Source organism: Pseudomonas sp. HMSC08G10, from assembly GCF_001808425.1.
GTDB classification, from domain to species: domain Bacteria; phylum Pseudomonadota; class Gammaproteobacteria; order Pseudomonadales; family Pseudomonadaceae; genus Aquipseudomonas; species Aquipseudomonas guariconensis.
Window position 1 is genome coordinate 56,511 of sequence record NZ_KV793331.1, and the last position, 15,727, is coordinate 72,237.

Here is a 15,727-nt window from a genome sequence, read left to right on the forward strand (position 1 = left end):
AAGGACCTTGCAATGCCTCTTTCCCTGATGATCCTGGCGCTCAGCGCCTTCGCCATCGGCACCACCGAGTTCGTCATCATGGGCCTGCTGCCCGATGTGGCGCAGGACCTGGGCGTGACCATCCCCGGTGCCGGCTGGCTGGTGACCGGCTACGCCCTGGGCGTGGCCATCGGCGCACCGTTCATGGCATTGGCCACCGCGCGTCTGCCACGCAAGGCCGCGCTGGTGACGCTGATGGGCGTGTTCATCGTCGGCAACCTGCTGTGTGCGGTCGCCGCGGACTATGACTTGTTGATGTTCGCCCGCGTGGTGACCGCCCTGTGCCATGGCGCCTTCTTCGGCATCGGCTCGGTGGTGGCGGCAAGCCTGGTACCGGCCAACCGCCGCGCCTCGGCCGTGGCCCTGATGTTCACCGGTCTGACCCTGGCCAACGTGCTGGGCGTGCCCCTAGGTACTGCGCTGGGCCAGGCCGCTGGCTGGCGCTCGACCTTCTGGGCGGTGACCGCCATCGGCGTGATCGCCCTGATCGGCCTGGTGCGCTACCTGCCGCTGCAACGCCAGGAAGAGAACGTCGACATGCGCGCCGAGCTGGGCGCCCTCAAGGGGGCTGGCATCTGGCTGTCGCTGAGCATGACCGTGCTGTTCTCAGCCTCGATGTTCGCCCTGTTCACCTACGTCGCGCCCCTGCTCGGCGACGTCACCGGCGTATCGCCCCGTGGCGTCACCTGGACCCTGCTGTTGATCGGCCTGGGCCTGACCGTGGGCAACATCCTTGGCGGCAAGCTCGCCGACCGCCGCCTGGGGGCGACCCTGGTGGGCGTGTTCGCCGCCATGGCAGTGGTGTCCACGGCTTTGAGCTGGACCAGCACGGCCCTGGTACCTGCCGAGATCACCCTGTTCCTCTGGGCCACCGCTGCCTTTGCCGCCGTGCCTGCCCTGCAGGTCAACGTGGTGACCTACGGCCAGGCCGCACCCAACTTGGTTTCGACCCTGAACATCGGCGCCTTCAACCTGGGCAATGCCCTGGGTGCCTGGGTCGGCGGCAGCGTCATCGCCCACGGCTTCGGCCTGACCCGCGTGCCACTGGCCGCGGCGGCCCTGGCGGTCCTGGCGCTGATCGTCACCTTGATTACCTTCCACCAGCGCGGCGGCAACGCCGAACTGGCCACCGCTTCCAACTGACCCTCGCGAGGCTACGCCAATGACCACGCTCTTCGATCCGATCACACTGGGCGACCTGCAACTGCCCAACCGCATCATCATGGCCCCGCTGACCCGTTGCCGCGCCGACGAAGGCCGGGTGCCCAACGCGCTGATGGCCGAATACTACGTGCAGCGCGCCAGCGCCGGGCTGATCCTCAGCGAGGCCACCTCGGTGACCCCCATGGGCGTCGGCTACCCCGACACTCCCGGTATCTGGTCGGACGAACAGGTGCGCGGCTGGACCAACGTCACCAAAGCCGTGCACGGGGCTGGCGGACGCATCTTCCTGCAGCTGTGGCACGTCGGGCGCATCTCCCACACCCACTACCTCAACGGCGAGCTGCCGGTGGCCCCGAGCGCGATCCAGCCCAAGGGCCACGTCAGCCTGATCCGCCCGATCACCGAGTACCCGACGCCGCGAGCCCTTGAGACCGAAGAAATCGCCGACATCGTCGAGGCCTACCGCACCGGTGCCGAAAATGCCAAGGCGGCCGGCTTCGATGGCGTGGAGATCCACGGAGCCAACGGCTACCTGCTCGACCAGTTCCTGCAGAGCAGCACCAACCAGCGCACCGACCGTTACGGCGGCTCCCTGGAAAACCGTGCTCGTCTGCTGCTGGAGGTGACCGACGCGGCGATCGAGGTGTGGGGCGCCAATCGTGTAGGCGTGCACTTGGCACCACGGGCCGACGCCCATGACATGGGCGATGCCGACCGTGCCGAGACCTTCAGCTATGTCGCTCGGGAATTGGGCAAGCGCGGCATCGCATTCATCTGCTCGCGGGAGAAGGAAGCCGACGACAGCATCGGCCCGCTGATCAAGGAAGCGTTCGGTGGCCCGTACATCGTCAACGAGCGCTTCGACAAAGCCAGCGCCAACGCGGCGCTGGCCAGCGGCAAAGCCGACGCGGTGGCCTTTGGCATCCCATTCATCGCCAACCCCGACCTGCCCGCCCGTCTGGCCGCCGATGCGCCGCTGAACGAGCCGCGCCCGGAGACCTTCTACGCCAAAGGGCCGGTGGGCTACATCGACTATCCGCGGATGTGATCGAAAATCCGCTCCTACAAGCCTTGTGGGAGCGGGTTCACCCGCGAAGACAGCTCAGTAGATTCAGGGCCGGGCGTTGATCTGCTGTTGCAGGTTCTGGATCTGGCTCTGCAAGGTATTGAGGTTGCGGGTCACCTGGCTGCGGAAGGCATCGAACTCCTGCACCGAAGCCCCACCGGCGCTGGGCGCCGGGCGGTTGTCGATCTGACTCTTGAGCACCAGCACATCCTGCTCCAGGCTCTCGATCGCCGCACTGGGGTTACCCTGCTTCTTCAGGCTCGCCACTTCGCTGCTCAGGCTCTTGATCTGGCCTTCGAGTTTGCCGCCATCGAGCTGGCCGGACTTGAGCGCAGCCAACTCGCCATTGACCGCCTTGAGCTGCGCCTGCAACTGGCTCTGCAATTCTGTCACCGCTTTTTGCTGTGCACGAGTATCGGCCAGGACCTGCTCCAGACGCTTGCCCAGATCCCCCGCCTGGCCCGCCACACCCTGCTGCTGCTTGCTCTGCTCGGCCAGGCTGGCCTTCAGCTGGCGGATCTGCAGCTTCAAGGCCTCGCTACCGGTGTTGACACTGGACTCGCTGGCCTCGACTTTGCCGCTGATCGCCTGAAGTCGCCCCGCGGCTTCTTCGCTGATCCGGGCGAAGCTCTCCTGGGTCGCTACCAACTGCTGCTCCATCAGCGAGATTTGTTGGAAGCTCCACCATCCCAGGCCCGCCAGGGCGATGACCGAGGCCCCCAGCAGCGCCCACAGCGGGCCCGTGCTGGCCGGACGCGCGGCCTTGCGCCGGCTCCGTGCCACGTGCGCCGGGAGCAGTTCATCATCATCCGGAGTACCGGCACGCAGGGTCGGCACATCGTCGAAATCGTCGAGAGGGTCGTTACGCATGGAGGCTTTCAACCACAGTAATAGCAAAGAGGCATGAGTATAAACCGCCAGAGCGGCGCACTGATGACCATTATCCTCTGCCGGGGTTCATTGTTGGCCGGGCACGTTCTTCCACCAGGCGCAGAATTCATCCAGCGCGGTCCACAGGCTGACCTTGGGCCGGTAGTCCAGATGTTGCCGCGCGCGGCTGATATCCAAAGTGAAATCCCTGCTCATCATCTGCGCCCCGAGGCGCGACAGGGTCGGTTGCGGACGGCCTGGCCACAGCAGGCAGGCGGCCTCGTTCAACGCGCCCAGGCTGTAGGCCAGGCCGTAGCCACGGTAGCGGGTAACCTGGGGCAGCTGCATCTGGCGCATCACGTAATTGATCACATCCCACAGCGGCAACGGTTGGCCGTTGCTGATGTTGTAGGCCTGGCCAAGCGCCTGCTCATCGGCGAACAGAGCGCTGAGCAGGGCTTCGTTAAGGTTGTGCACACTGGTGAAATCGACCTTGTTCAGGCCATTGCCGATGATGGCCAGGCGGCGCTTGCGCTGCAGCTGCATGAGCCTTGGGAAGAAACCGGCATCGCCCGCACCGGTGACCCGCTGCGGTCGCAGGGCCAGCACTTCCAGGCCGAACTCCTGGGCGCCGAAGACCTTCTGTTCGGCCAGGCGCTTGGTGGCCGCATGAGGGTCATGAAATCGCCGAGGTAATGGCTCCTCGCGGATATCAAGACGCGAGCAGCCATTGAAGTACAGCGACGGCGACGACAGGTACACCAGGCGCCGCACATGCTCCTTCAAGCAGCCTTCCACCACGTTCTCGGTGACCACCACGTTGCCCTGGTGAAAATCCTGATAGCGACCCCAGTGGCCGGTGGCGCCAGCGCAATGGACCACCGCGTCGACACCCTGACAGAGCCGCCGGGCCAGCTCGGCATCGCCTAGGTCGCCAGAAATGAACTGGGCGCCGCGCTTGACCAGATGCTCCACGCCCTCGGCGCGCCGGCCATTGACCCGCACCTCCAGGCCCTGCTCCAAGGCAAAGCGCGCAAAGCGCCCGCCGATGAAGCCGCTCGCACCGGTGACCAGAATTCGCATGTAACACTCCGCCTTGCCAAATTACAGATGCAGCTGACGCCGTCCGCGCCTACAAGGGCACCAGCCAGCTCGACGCCGTATGGCGCAGGTGCTCGGTCAGCTGAGCGAGCAACTGCCCGCCATTGCGCCAATGATGCCAGTACAACGGCACGTCGATGGGGGTATCGGTGCAGATTTCCACTAATTGGCCGCTGGCCAGTTGTTCGCGGGCCTGCAATTCCGGCACCAATCCCCACCCCACACCGGCCTCGGTCATACGCAGAAACCCTTCGGACGAAGGGCACAGGTGATACAGGAAACTGCCCTCGATGCCCAACGAAGCCAGGTAGCGGTGTTGCAGGAAATCATCCGGGCCGTACACCACTGCCGGGATCCGCGCCAGGCGCCGGGCCTCGAACCCCTGGGCAAAGTGCCTGGCCATGAACGCGGGGCTGGCCAATGCCCGGTAACGCATGGCCCCCAGCAACACGCTGCGCGCGCCGGCCACCGGCCGCTCGCTGCCACACAGGCACGCCGCCACTTCGCCGGCACGCATGCGCTTGAGGCCGACCTCCTGGTCTTCGACCACCAGATCGAGCAACACCTGCTGCCCCGCGCAGAAATCCCCCACCGCACCCGCCCACCAGGTCGCCAGGCTGTCGGCGTTGAGGGCGATACGCAGGCGCTCGGGCAGGCCTTCCTCGTCCAGCGCCGGGACCTGGCGCTGCAGGTCACGCTCAAGCAGACGCACCTGCTGCACATGGTTGAGCAACTGTCGCCCCACCTCGGTGGGGCTCGGTGGCGTAGCCCGCACCAGCACCGGCTGGCCGACCCGCGCCTCGAGCAGCTTGATGCGCTGGGAAATGGCCGATTGCGACAGGCCCAGAACTTGAGCAGCACGTTCGAAACCGCCTTGTTCGATGACGGCAGCGAGGGCGGCGAGCAGCTTGTAGTCGAACATCGATTTCTCTAATGCCAGATCAGCTTTATTTGTTTTTCTTATACAGGGCATTTCCTCACAATGGCCAGCATCTTCTTGGGTAATCAACGCCGGCGCTTGTTCGGCGTCAGTGGAGTGTTCCTGTTATGTGGCAAAGCTATCTGAACGGCATGCTGGTGGCATTCGGCCTGATCATGGCCATCGGCGCACAGAACGCCTTCGTCCTGGCCCAGAGCCTGCGCCGCGAGCATCACCTGCCGGTGGCCGCGCTGTGCATCATCTGCGATGCCATCCTGGTGGCCGCCGGGGTGTTCGGCCTGGCCACGGTCCTGGCTCACAACCCGACCTTGCTGGCGGTCGCACGCTGGGGCGGTGCGGTGTTCCTCATTTGGTACGGGGCCAAGGCACTGCGTAGCGCGTGCTCCAAACAGAGCCTGCAACACCAGCAAGGCCAAGGCATGCGCTCGCGTCGCGCGGTGTTGCTCAGCGCCCTGGCAGTGACCCTGCTCAACCCTCATGTCTACCTCGACACCGTGCTGCTGATCGGCTCGCTGGGCGCCCAACAGACCGTACCTGGGGCCTATGTGGCCGGCGCCGCCAGTGCCTCGCTGGTGTGGTTCTCGACCCTTGCGCTGGGCGCGGCCTGGCTTGCGCCATGGCTCGCCCGTCCAGCCACCTGGCGCCTGCTGGACCTGATGGTGGCCGTGATGATGTTCGCCGTCGCCGCGCAGTTGATCTTTTCTTGAGGGGTGAGTTCTAAGCTGCAAGCTGCAAGCCAAAGGCAGACACGGCGCCCTCTTCCAGCTTGAAGCTTGAAGCTTGACGCTTGCGTGAAGCTCGCAGCGCCCACTATTCCCTATGTTTGTTGCGTGGTTATGCGCAAGGGCCGGTGCTATGATCCAGCCCTTGCGTCGCAAAGCGTGTCAAACGCGCTGACGCACCTCGGGCCGCCCGTGATCGGCCTTGCGCAAACCGCGAACAGACCTGAATCAGGAGATCCACCATGGCTTTTGAATTGCCGCCGCTGCCGTACGCCCACGATGCCCTGCAGCCGCACATCTCCAAGGAAACCCTGGAGTATCACCACGACAAGCACCACAACACCTATGTCGTGAACCTGAACAACCTGGTCCCAGGCACCGAATTCGAGGGCAAGTCCCTGGAAGACATCGTCAAGACCTCCTCGGGTGGCATCTTCAACAACGCCGCTCAAGTCTGGAACCACACCTTCTACTGGAACTGCCTGTCGCCAAACGGCGGCGGCCAGCCAACCGGCGCCCTGGCCGATGCCATCACCAAGGCTTTCGGCTCCTTCGACAAGTTCAAGGAAGAGTTCACCAAGACTTCCGTCGGCACCTTCGGTTCCGGCTGGGGCTGGCTGGTGAAGAAGGCCGACGGTTCCCTGGCCCTGGCCAGCACCATCGGCGCCGGCAACCCGCTGACCAGCGGCGACACCCCGCTGCTGACCTGCGACGTCTGGGAACACGCCTACTACATCGACTACCGCAACCTGCGTCCTAAGTACGTCGAGGCGTTCTGGAACCTGGTCAACTGGGCCTTCGTGGCCGAGCAGTTCGAAGGCAAAACCTTCAAGGCCTGATGCCTGGGGTAACCTTCGATCCAAGAAATCCGACGCTCATGCGTCGGATTTTTTTTGTGCAGGTTTCGCCAATGAGGCCCTCGCACACACACACGCCTCGCCGGCGCTTGCCCACACCCGATAGCGCGCTAACATGAATCTTCTGGAAAGTTGATACCGCGCACTCAAGTCGCCAGTCCCCACAACCGATATATTGCCAATGGCAGGATGAACGACGGCCGTCACCTGTCGCGACAATCGGTCGATAGTGTATTGCCAAGGGTAATGGCAAAATAATGGCACGCGCATGGATTAAGGAAACCCCATTGAAGCTGGAATTTCGGGACAGCTTGTCGGTCAAGTTGCTCAGGGTCGTGCTGCTCTCGGCGCTGGCTGTCGGCGTTGTCCTCAGCTGCGCGCAGATCGTCTATGACGCCTACAAGACCCGCCAGGCCGTCAACAACGATGCCCAACGTATCCTCGACATGTTCCGCGACCCGTCTACCCAGGCGGTCTACAGCCTTGACCGGGAGATGGGCATGCAGGTCATGGAAGGCCTGTTCCAGGACGCTTCAGTGCGCGCGGCCTCCATCGGCCACCCCAACGAAACCATGCTCGCGGAAAAATCCCGTCCGCTTCAGGACACGCCCGCGCGCTGGCTGACCGACCTGATCCTCGGCCAGCAAAGCACTTTCACCACCCAACTGGTCGGCCGTGGGCCGTACAGCGAGTATTACGGCGACCTGAGCATCACCCTGGACACCGCCACCTATGGCGAAGGCTTTCTGATCAATGCGGTGATCATCTTCATCTCCGGCGTGCTGCGCGCGCTGGCCATGGGCCTGGTGCTGTACCTGGTCTATCACTGGCTGCTGACCAAGCCGTTGTCCAAGCTCATCGAGCACCTCACCCAGATCAATCCCGACCGCCCCAGCCAGCATGAGATCCCACTGCTCAAGGGTCACGAGAAGAACGAGCTGGGGCTGTGGGTCAACACCGCCAACCAGTTGCTGGCCTCCATCGAACGCAACACCCACCTGCGCCACGAAGCCGAGAACAGCCTGCAACGCATGGCCCAGTACGACTTCCTCACCGGTCTGCCCAACCGCCAGCAGTTCCAGCAGCAGTTGGACAAGATCCTCGTCGATGGTGGCCGCCTGCAGCGCCGGGTCGCGGTGCTGTGCGTGGGGCTGGACGATTTCAAGGGCATCAACGAGCAATTCAGCTATCAAGTCGGCGATCAATTGTTGCTGGCCTTGGCCGACCGCCTGCGTGCCCACAGCGGCCGCCTCGGCGCCCTGGCGCGGCTCGGTGGGGACCAGTTCGCCCTGGTCCAGGCCGACATCGAACAACCCTACGAGGCCGCCGAGCTCGCCCAGAGCATCCTCGACGACCTGGAAATGCCCTTCCCCCTGGATCACCAGAACATCCGGCTGCGCGCTACCATCGGCATCACCTTGTTCCCCGAAGATGGCGACAGCACCGAGAAACTGCTGCAAAAAGCCGAGCAGACCATGACCTTGGCCAAGGCCCGCTCCCGTAATCGCTACCAGTTCTATATCGCCAGCGTCGACAGCGAGATGCGTCGGCGCCGCGAATTGGAAAAAGACCTGCGCGAAGCCCTGCCGCGCAACCAGTTGTACCTGGTGTACCAACCCCAGATCAGCTACCGCGATCACCGCGTGGTCGGCGTCGAAGCCCTGCTGCGCTGGCAGCACCCGGAGCTTGGCATGGTTCCGCCCGACCAGTTCATCCCTCTGGCCGAACAGAACGGCAGTATCATCGGCATCGGAGAATGGGTGCTTGACCAGGCCTGCCGACAGTTGCGCGAATGGCACGATCTGGGCTTCAGCGACCTGCGCATGGCCGTCAACCTGTCAACCGTGCAGCTGCACCACAGCGAGCTGCCACGGGTGGTGAACAACCTGTTGCAGATCTACCGCCTGCCCCCGCGCAGTCTGGAGCTGGAGGTGACCGAAACCGGCCTGATGGAAGACATCAGCACCGCCGCCCAGCACTTGCTGAGCCTGCGCCGCTCCGGGGCGCTGATCGCCATCGATGACTTCGGGACTGGTTACTCCTCGCTCAGCTACCTGAAGTCGTTGCCACTGGACAAGATCAAGATCGACAAGAGCTTTGTCCAGGACCTGCTGGACGACGATGACGACGCCACCATCGTCCGGGCTGTCATCCAGCTGGGCAAGAGCCTGGGCATGCAGGTGATCGCCGAAGGCGTGGAAACCGCCGAGCAGGAAGCCTACATCATCGCCCAGGGTTGCCATGAGGGTCAGGGCTATCACTACAGCAAGCCGCTGTCGGCTCGCGAACTGACAGCCTTCCTCAAACACGCGCAGCGCAACCAGGTCACCGCGTTCTGACCCCAACGACCGCTTGATCGCGAAAGCGATCCTTGCGCATGAATTGCGCACCTGCCCCTTTACACAAAATGCAAATCTTTCGCATTATGTTGCGGTTTCGCAGGCCACACTGTCCAACCTCACGACGCAGGATACCTACAATGATTCGAATGCCTCTGGCCTCCGCCAGTCTGCTGGCCATCGCCATCGCCCTCGCCGGTTGCGGTGAGAGCAAGGATGACAAGGCTGCCGCGCCGCAAGCCCAGGCACCGGCTGCCGCAAGCGCCACCGCAGCGCCCGGGGCTGTCGACGAAGCGGCCGGCAAGGCCGTGGTCAAGCACTATGCCGAGATGGTCCACGCCGTCTACAGCGACTCGCTGAGCACCGCCAAGACCCTGCAGACCGCCATCGACGCCTTCCTGGCCAAGCCCAACGACCAGACCCTGGAGGCTGCCAAGCAAGCCTGGGCAGCGGCTCGTGTGCCATACCTGCAGAGCGAAGTGTTCCGCTTCGGCAACACCATCATCGACGACTGGGAAGGCCAGGTGAACGCATGGCCCCTGGACGAAGGCCTGATCGACTACGTCGACAAGAGCTACGAGCACGCCCTGGGCAACCCGGCGGCCAGCGCCAACATCATTGCCAACACCGAAGTCCAGGTCGGCGAAGAAAAGGTCGACGTCAAGGACATCACCCCTGAGAAACTGGCCAGCCTGAACGAGCTGGGCGGTTCCGAGGCCAACGTCGCCACCGGCTATCACGCCATCGAATTCCTGCTGTGGGGCCAGGACCTCAACGGCACCGGCCCAGGCGCCGGCAACCGCCCGGCTTCGGACTACCTGGAAGGCCAAGGCGCCACTGGCGGTCACAACGAGCGCCGTCGCGCCTACCTGAAGGCAGTGACCCAACTGCTGGTCCAGGACCTGGAAGAAATGGTCGCCAACTGGGCGCCGAACGTCAGCGACAATTACCGCGCCAAGCTGGAGGCCGAGCCTGTGGCCGATGGCCTGCGCAAGATGCTGTTCGGCATGGGCAGCCTGTCGCTGGGCGAACTGGCCGGTGAGCGCATGAAGGTCTCCCTGGAGGCCAACTCGCCAGAAGACGAACAGGACTGCTTCAGCGACAACACCCACTACTCGCACTTCTACGACGCCAAGGGCATCCGCAACGTCTACCTGGGCGAGTACACCCGCGCCGACGGCTCCAAGCTGACCGGTCCGAGCCTGTCGGAGTTGGTCGCCAAGGTCGATCCGGCCACCGACGCCACCCTCAAGGCGGACCTGGAAGCCACCGAGGCGAAGATCCAGGTCATGGTCGACCACGCCCTCAAAGGTGAGCACTACGACCAACTGATCGCGGCCGACAACGCGGCTGGCAACCAGATCGTGCGTGACGCCATCGCATCCCTGGTCAAGCAGACCGGCTCGATCGAGCAAGCCGCCGGCAAGCTGGGCATCGCCAACCTGAACCCGGACACCGCCGATCACGAATTCTGATCCGGATCCAGTGGTTCGACAGAGGCGGCCTTCGGGCCGCCTTTTTCATGGCCGGAAAATCTACTGCCGCAGACGCGGGCCAACGACAACCTGACACCGATTTCATCAAGGCAATTGCAAATTGCTCTTATTCAAACTCCATCACCCTGCTAAGCTTGCACGCCGGTTTTTTAGCACTCACCCAGGATCCTCGATGCCCGCGTCGCTGCTCCGACTCTCTCCCTTGCTGCTGGTCGCCGCCCTGGCCGCCTGTGATGACGCCCCGCGTTTCACCCAGGCCGAGCCCGGCGAAGCCCTTTCCGCCGGCAAGGCCACCGTGCAGCGCAGCGACCGCAACGCCTTTTCCCTGCCCTCGGCCAATCTCTCGCCAGAGCGGCGCCTGGACTTCAGTGTCGGCAACAGTTTCTTCCGCAACCCTTGGGTGATCGCCCCCTCCACCACCACCGCTCGTGATGGCTTAGGCCCGCTGTTCAATACCAACGCCTGTCAGAACTGCCATGTGCGCGATGGGCGTGGCCATCCACCGGAGCCCGATGCCAGCAACGCGGTCTCGATGCTGGTGCGCCTGTCGATTCCCGATCAGGCGCAATACGCCAAGGAAATCGAACGCCTGGGCGTGGTGCCGGAGCCGGTGTATGGCACGCAACTGCAAGACATGGCCGTCCCCGGCGTGGCACCGGAGGGCAAGGTACGGGTGGATTACACCAGCGAGACCGTCACCTTCGAGGACGGCCATGTGGTGGAGCTGCGTCGTCCGGCGCTGCAGATCACCCAGCTCGGCTACGGGCCGATGCACCCCGATACCCGTTTCTCCGCCCGGGTGGCCCCGCCGATGATCGGCCTGGGCCTGTTGGAGGCGATCCCGGAGGCCGCAATCCTTGCCAATGCCGATCCGGACGATCGCAACGGCGATGGCATCCGTGGACGCCCCAACCAGGTCTGGGACCAGACGACGAATAAGACCGCGCTCGGCCGCTTCGGCTGGAAAGCCGGGCAGCCCAACGTGAACCAGCAGAACGTCCATGCCTTTGCCGGCGACATGGGCCTGACCAGCACCTTGCAGCCGGTCGATGACTGCACGCCCACCCAGGTCGATTGCCTGGCCGCCCCCAACGGCGACGGCACAGGCGGCGAGAAAGAAGTCAGCGACAATATCCTGCGCCTGGTCACCTTCTACACCCGTAACCTGGGCGTACCGGCGCGCCGCGACGTCGGCGCGCCCCAGGTATTGGCCGGCAAGAACCTGTTCTTCCAGGCCGGCTGCCAAGGCTGTCATACCCCGCAGTTCACCACCGGCCCCGACACCCACGAACCCGAACTGGCCAACCAGGTGATCCGGCCGTACAGCGACCTGCTGCTGCACGACATGGGCCCAGGCCTGGCCGACAATCGCAGCGAATTCAAAGCCTCCGGGCAGGATTGGCGTACCCCTCCATTGTGGGGTATCGGCCTGACCGAAACGGTCAGCGGCCACACCCAGTTCCTGCATGACGGCCGCGCCCGCAATCTGCTGGAGGCCGTGCTCTGGCACGGCGGCGAAGCCGAAGCGGCGCGCAAGCATGTACTGACCTTCAATGCCGAGCAACGCGCTGCGCTGCTGGCCTTTTTGAACTCACTTTAACGCGCAAGGAGCCGGGCAATGTTCCGACCCAAACTGTTGTTCACCAGCCTCGCCGCACTCGCCCTCGGTGCCTGCTCGCCCCAGGATCCGCAGGCTGTGACCTCCGCCGCCATCGCCAAGCAGGTGATCCTGCCGACCTACAGCCGTTGGGTCGAAGCCGACCGCCAGCTGGCCGCCAGCGCCCTGGCTTATTGCGAAGGCAAGGAGTCCCTTGAGACAGCACGCGCCGATTTCCTCAACGCCCAAAAGGCCTGGGCCGAGCTGCAACCGCTGCTGGTCGGCCCGCTGGCCGAAGGTAACCGCGCCTGGCAAGTGCAATTCTGGCCCGACAAGAAAAACCTGGTCGGCCGTCAGGTCGAGCAACTGGTCGCCGGCGACAAGCCGATCGACGCCGAGACACTGGGCAAGTCCAGCGTCGTGGTGCGCGGCCTGTCCGCCTACGAATACATCCTGTTCGACAGCAAGCCGGACGTCGCCACGCCTGAGCAGAAGGCCCGCTATTGCCCATTGCTGGTGGCCATCGGCGAGCACCAGAAGGCCCTGGCCGAGGAGATCCTCAAAGGCTGGAACAGCACCGATGGCATGCTCTCGCAGATGACCAAGTTCCCCAACCAGCGCTACGCCGATTCCCACGAGGCGATCGCCGACCTGCTGCGTGCCCAGGTCACCGCCCTGGACACCCTGAAGAAGAAGCTCGGCGCTCCGATGGGCCGCCAGAGCAAGGGCATCGCCCAGCCGCTGCAGGCCGAAGCCTGGCGCAGCCAGTCCTCGCTCAAGAGCCTGGAAGCCAGCCTCAAGGCCGCCCAGGCGGTTTGGGTCGGCGTCGACAACCAGGGCCTGCGCGCCTTGCTGGGCAAGGACCAGGCCGCCCTGGCGCAGAAGATCGACGACGCCTACGCCGCCTCGCTCAAGCTGCTGGAGGCCAACGACAAGCCGTTGGGCGAACTGTTGGCCGACGACGCTGGCAAACAGACCCTCGATCAGATCTACGACAGCCTCAACGCCGTCCACCGCCTGCACGAAGGCGACCTGGCCAAGGCACTCAACATCCAGCTGGGCTTCAATGCCAACGACGGTGACTGATCATGCTGCGACGCCAGGCCCTCAAACTCGGTAGCGTCGTGCTCAGCGCCCTCACCCTGGGCGGTTGGAGCCTGTTTCGCAACAGCGCCAGCGAACCCCTGCTGCTCTCGGCGCGCGACGATGGCGACGGCAGGCACTATGCCGTCGGTTACCGTCTGGACGGCACCCAGGTGTTCGCCACCCAGGTGGCCCAGCGTTGCCATGACATCATCAACCACCCCGAGCGGCCGATCGCCCTGTTCGTGGCGCGTCGACCAGGTACCGAAAGCTACCTGATCGACCTGCGCGAAGGGCGCCTGCTGCAGACCGTCACCTCGCAACCGGACCGGCACTTCTACGGCCACGCGGTGATTCATAAAAGCGGTGAGTGGCTGTACGCCACCGAGAACGACACCACCGATCCGGGGCGTGGCGTGCTGGGCATCTACCGCTTCGAAGGTGATCGCCTGGTCCACAGCGGTGAGATCCCTACCCACGGCATCGGCCCGCACCAGGTATCCTGGCTGCCGGACGGCGAAACCCTGGTGGTGGCCAACGGCGGTATCCGCACCGAGGCCGAAAGCCGCGTGGAAATGAACCTCGACGCCATGGAGCCCAGCCTGGTGCTGATGCGCCGCGACGGCACCCTGCTGAGCAAGGAAACCCTGGCCCAGCAGATGAACAGCGTGCGCCACCTGGCCATCGGCAGCGACGGCACCATCGCCGCCTGCCAGCAGTTCATGGGCGATGCCCACGAGACCGCCGAACTGCTCGCGATCAAGCGCCCCGGCGAGCCGTTCAAGGCCTTCCCGGTGCCCGAGCGACAGTTGCAGTCGATGGCCCAGTACACCGCCAGCGTCGCCATCCACAGCGACCTGCGCCTGGTGGCGTTGACCGCACCGCGGGCCAACCGCTTGTTCATCTGGGACCTGGACAGCGGTGCGGTCAAGCTCGACGCGCCGATGCCCGACTGTGCGGGCGTGGGCGCGGTGAAGGACGGTTTCGTGGTTACCTCCGGCCAAGGGCGCTGCCGGTTCTATGACTGCCGCAAAGCCGAGCTGGTCGCCCAGCCGCTGAACCTGCCGTCCGGGTTCTGGGACAACCACCTGCACCTGGCCTAGGGGACCGCACGGCCCTTTCGCGGCCACCCCGCGAAAGGGCTGCAAACCTGCGTGTTCGCCCATAGGCGACCACCTGTCCATCCCCGCCTTCCCCCATCCCTGAAAAACAGGCAATACTTCTCACATCCGCACGTGGGCAGGATCGCCCGTTGTCGTGCCAGACGAACAACAACTATCCAAGGAACCGGACTATGCTGCGCCGCCGCATGCTGATCATGTTGGCCGTGGTCCTGCTGATCGTATTGACCTTAGGTGGCATCAAGGCGTTCTCGATCTACAAGCAGATCCAGATGTTCTCCGCACCGAAACCGCCGGTCAGCGTCGCTGCGGCAATGGCCGAAGAGCGCCAGTGGCAGGAGCGTCTGCCTGCGATCGGCAGTCTCAAGGCGTTCCAGGGCGTCGAGCTGAGCCTGGAAGTGGCCGGCACAGTCAAATCGCTGCATTTCGAGTCGGGCCAGAAGGTCAAGGCCGGCCAGCTTCTGTTGCAACTGGACCACGACCAAGAGACCGCACTGCTCGGCACAGCCCAGGCAGACCTGGGCCTGGCCAAGGTGGATTTCGGCCGGGGCAGCCAGTTGGTTGGCGATTCGGCGATTTCCCGCGGCGAGTTCGACCGCCTCACCGCCCAGTACCGACGCAACCAGGCCGTCGTCGACCAGCTCAAGGCCTCCCTGGCCAAGAAAAGCATCAGCGCGCCCTTCAGCGGCACCATAGGTATTCGCCAGGTGGACGTGGGCGATTACCTCGCCAGCGGCACAGTGATCGCCACCCTGCAGGATCTCTCCAGCCTGTATGTCGACTTCAACGTGCCCGAGCAAAACCTGCCCCAACTGAGCCTCGGCCAGCAGGTGCTGGTGCAGGTGGCGGCCTACCCGGGCCAGACCTTCCCTGCCAGCCTGAGCGCCATCAACCCCAAGGTCGAGGAAAGCACCCGCAACCTGTTGCTGCGCGCCACCCTGGCCAACCCCGACGGCAAGCTGCTGCCTGGCATGTTCGCCAGTTTGCTGGTGCTGTTGCCCGACCCGCGACCTCAAGTCGTGGTACCGGAAAGCGCCATTACCTACACGCTCTATGGCAACTCGTTGTACGTGGTCGCCCAGAAGAAAGACAAGAACGGCCAGGTGGAAAAGGCCGCCGACGGCCAGCCGCAACTGGTCGCCGAACAGCGCACGGTCAAGACCGGAGAACGTCGTGATGGTCTAGTGGTGGTGGGCGAAGGCCTCAAGGCGGGTGAACAGGTGGTGACCGCCGGCCAGCTGAAGCTGACGCCTGGCACGGCCATCCGCATCAGCCACGACAAAGCCCTCCAGCTGGACGGCCAGCGCGCCTCCGGCGCCAACTGATCAGGAG

General features: G+C 64.4%; 13 protein-coding genes. 10 read left to right on the top strand and 3 right to left on the bottom strand.

What is annotated here, in order from left to right; genetic code table 11:
• Positions 1-12: 12 nt before the first annotated feature.
• Both HMPREF3173_RS20240 and HMPREF3173_RS20245 read left to right on the top strand, forming a co-directional pair.
• Entirely contained in the window at positions 13-1,182 is a 1,170-nt protein-coding gene (locus HMPREF3173_RS20240; RefSeq protein ID WP_070576101.1) for an MFS transporter, read from the top strand.
• Positions 1,183-1,201: 19 nt separating this feature from the next.
• On the top strand, positions 1,202-2,251 hold the full coding sequence (locus tag HMPREF3173_RS20245; RefSeq protein ID WP_070576104.1) for an alkene reductase: 1,050 nt from the start codon (positions 1,202-1,204) through the stop codon (positions 2,249-2,251).
• 63 nt (positions 2,252-2,314) lie between these two features.
• Here the strand turns inward: HMPREF3173_RS20245 and HMPREF3173_RS20250 are convergent, their stop codons facing one another.
• From HMPREF3173_RS20250 to HMPREF3173_RS20260, 3 genes are all read right to left on the bottom strand, one after another.
• A complete protein-coding gene (locus tag HMPREF3173_RS20250) occupies positions 2,315-3,139 on the bottom strand; it encodes an ATPase (RefSeq protein ID WP_070576108.1) in 825 nt (274 codons plus the stop codon).
• Positions 3,140-3,226: 87 nt separating this feature from the next.
• On the bottom strand, positions 3,227-4,222 hold the full coding sequence (locus HMPREF3173_RS20255) for an NAD-dependent epimerase/dehydratase family protein (protein ID WP_070576112.1): 996 nt from the start codon (positions 4,220-4,222) through the stop codon (positions 3,227-3,229).
• Between the two features lie 49 nt (positions 4,223-4,271).
• The gene (locus HMPREF3173_RS20260) at positions 4,272-5,162 is read right to left on the bottom strand and encodes a LysR family transcriptional regulator ArgP (protein ID WP_070576115.1); all 891 of its coding nucleotides are present in this window, start codon (positions 5,160-5,162) and stop codon (positions 4,272-4,274) included.
• A gap of 125 nt (positions 5,163-5,287) precedes the next feature.
• On the opposite strand from HMPREF3173_RS20260, the gene HMPREF3173_RS20265 reads away from it, so the two are divergent.
• The 8 genes from HMPREF3173_RS20265 (at position 5,288) to HMPREF3173_RS20300 (ending at position 15,720) form a co-directional block, all read left to right on the top strand.
• Positions 5,288-5,887, top strand: coding sequence for a LysE/ArgO family amino acid transporter (locus HMPREF3173_RS20265; RefSeq protein WP_043213572.1), 600 nt, complete (start codon positions 5,288-5,290; stop codon positions 5,885-5,887).
• A gap of 257 nt (positions 5,888-6,144) precedes the next feature.
• Positions 6,145-6,741, top strand: a complete 597-nt coding sequence (locus HMPREF3173_RS20270; RefSeq protein WP_043213571.1) for a superoxide dismutase — start codon at positions 6,145-6,147, stop codon at positions 6,739-6,741.
• 305 nt (positions 6,742-7,046) lie between these two features.
• Entirely contained in the window at positions 7,047-9,098 is a 2,052-nt protein-coding gene (locus HMPREF3173_RS20275; RefSeq protein WP_070576118.1) for a putative bifunctional diguanylate cyclase/phosphodiesterase, read from the top strand.
• A gap of 140 nt (positions 9,099-9,238) precedes the next feature.
• Positions 9,239-10,573, top strand: a complete 1,335-nt coding sequence (locus HMPREF3173_RS20280; protein ID WP_070576122.1) for an imelysin family protein — start codon at positions 9,239-9,241, stop codon at positions 10,571-10,573.
• Between the two features lie 193 nt (positions 10,574-10,766).
• A complete protein-coding gene (locus tag HMPREF3173_RS20285; protein ID WP_070576125.1) occupies positions 10,767-12,194 on the top strand; it encodes a di-heme oxidoreductase family protein in 1,428 nt (475 codons plus the stop codon).
• An 18-nt stretch (positions 12,195-12,212) separates the two neighbouring features.
• The gene (locus HMPREF3173_RS20290) at positions 12,213-13,277 is read left to right on the top strand and encodes an imelysin family protein (protein WP_043213561.1); all 1,065 of its coding nucleotides are present in this window, start codon (positions 12,213-12,215) and stop codon (positions 13,275-13,277) included.
• A 2-nt stretch (positions 13,278-13,279) separates the two neighbouring features.
• Positions 13,280-14,377, top strand: a complete 1,098-nt coding sequence (locus HMPREF3173_RS20295) for a DUF1513 domain-containing protein (protein ID WP_070576128.1) — start codon at positions 13,280-13,282, stop codon at positions 14,375-14,377.
• A 191-nt stretch (positions 14,378-14,568) separates the two neighbouring features.
• On the top strand, positions 14,569-15,720 hold the full coding sequence (locus HMPREF3173_RS20300) for an efflux RND transporter periplasmic adaptor subunit (RefSeq protein ID WP_070576131.1): 1,152 nt from the start codon (positions 14,569-14,571) through the stop codon (positions 15,718-15,720).
• The last annotated feature ends 7 nt before the right edge of the window (positions 15,721-15,727 follow it).

What these genes read in the sequence shown, in the direction of transcription:
- HMPREF3173_RS20255 (WP_070576112.1), bottom strand. Translation starts at nt 4,222, where the DNA reads ATGCGAATTCTGGTCACCGGTGCGAGCGGCTTCATCGGCGGGCGCTTT.
- HMPREF3173_RS20240 (WP_070576101.1), top strand. Translation starts at nt 13, where the DNA reads ATGCCTCTTTCCCTGATGATCCTGGCGCTCAGCGCCTTCGCCATCGGC.
- HMPREF3173_RS20250 (WP_070576108.1), bottom strand. Translation starts at nt 3,139, where the DNA reads ATGCGTAACGACCCTCTCGACGATTTCGACGATGTGCCGACCCTGCGT.
- HMPREF3173_RS20285 (WP_070576125.1), top strand. Translation starts at nt 10,767, where the DNA reads ATGCCCGCGTCGCTGCTCCGACTCTCTCCCTTGCTGCTGGTCGCCGCC.
- HMPREF3173_RS20260 (WP_070576115.1), bottom strand. Translation starts at nt 5,162, where the DNA reads ATGTTCGACTACAAGCTGCTCGCCGCCCTCGCTGCCGTCATCGAACAA.
- HMPREF3173_RS20245 (WP_070576104.1), top strand. Translation starts at nt 1,202, where the DNA reads ATGACCACGCTCTTCGATCCGATCACACTGGGCGACCTGCAACTGCCC.
- HMPREF3173_RS20265 (WP_043213572.1), top strand. Translation starts at nt 5,288, where the DNA reads ATGTGGCAAAGCTATCTGAACGGCATGCTGGTGGCATTCGGCCTGATC.
- HMPREF3173_RS20295 (WP_070576128.1), top strand. Translation starts at nt 13,280, where the DNA reads ATGCTGCGACGCCAGGCCCTCAAACTCGGTAGCGTCGTGCTCAGCGCC.
- HMPREF3173_RS20280 (WP_070576122.1), top strand. Translation starts at nt 9,239, where the DNA reads ATGATTCGAATGCCTCTGGCCTCCGCCAGTCTGCTGGCCATCGCCATC.
- HMPREF3173_RS20290 (WP_043213561.1), top strand. Translation starts at nt 12,213, where the DNA reads ATGTTCCGACCCAAACTGTTGTTCACCAGCCTCGCCGCACTCGCCCTC.
- HMPREF3173_RS20270 (WP_043213571.1), top strand. Translation starts at nt 6,145, where the DNA reads ATGGCTTTTGAATTGCCGCCGCTGCCGTACGCCCACGATGCCCTGCAG.
- HMPREF3173_RS20300 (WP_070576131.1), top strand. Translation starts at nt 14,569, where the DNA reads ATGCTGCGCCGCCGCATGCTGATCATGTTGGCCGTGGTCCTGCTGATC.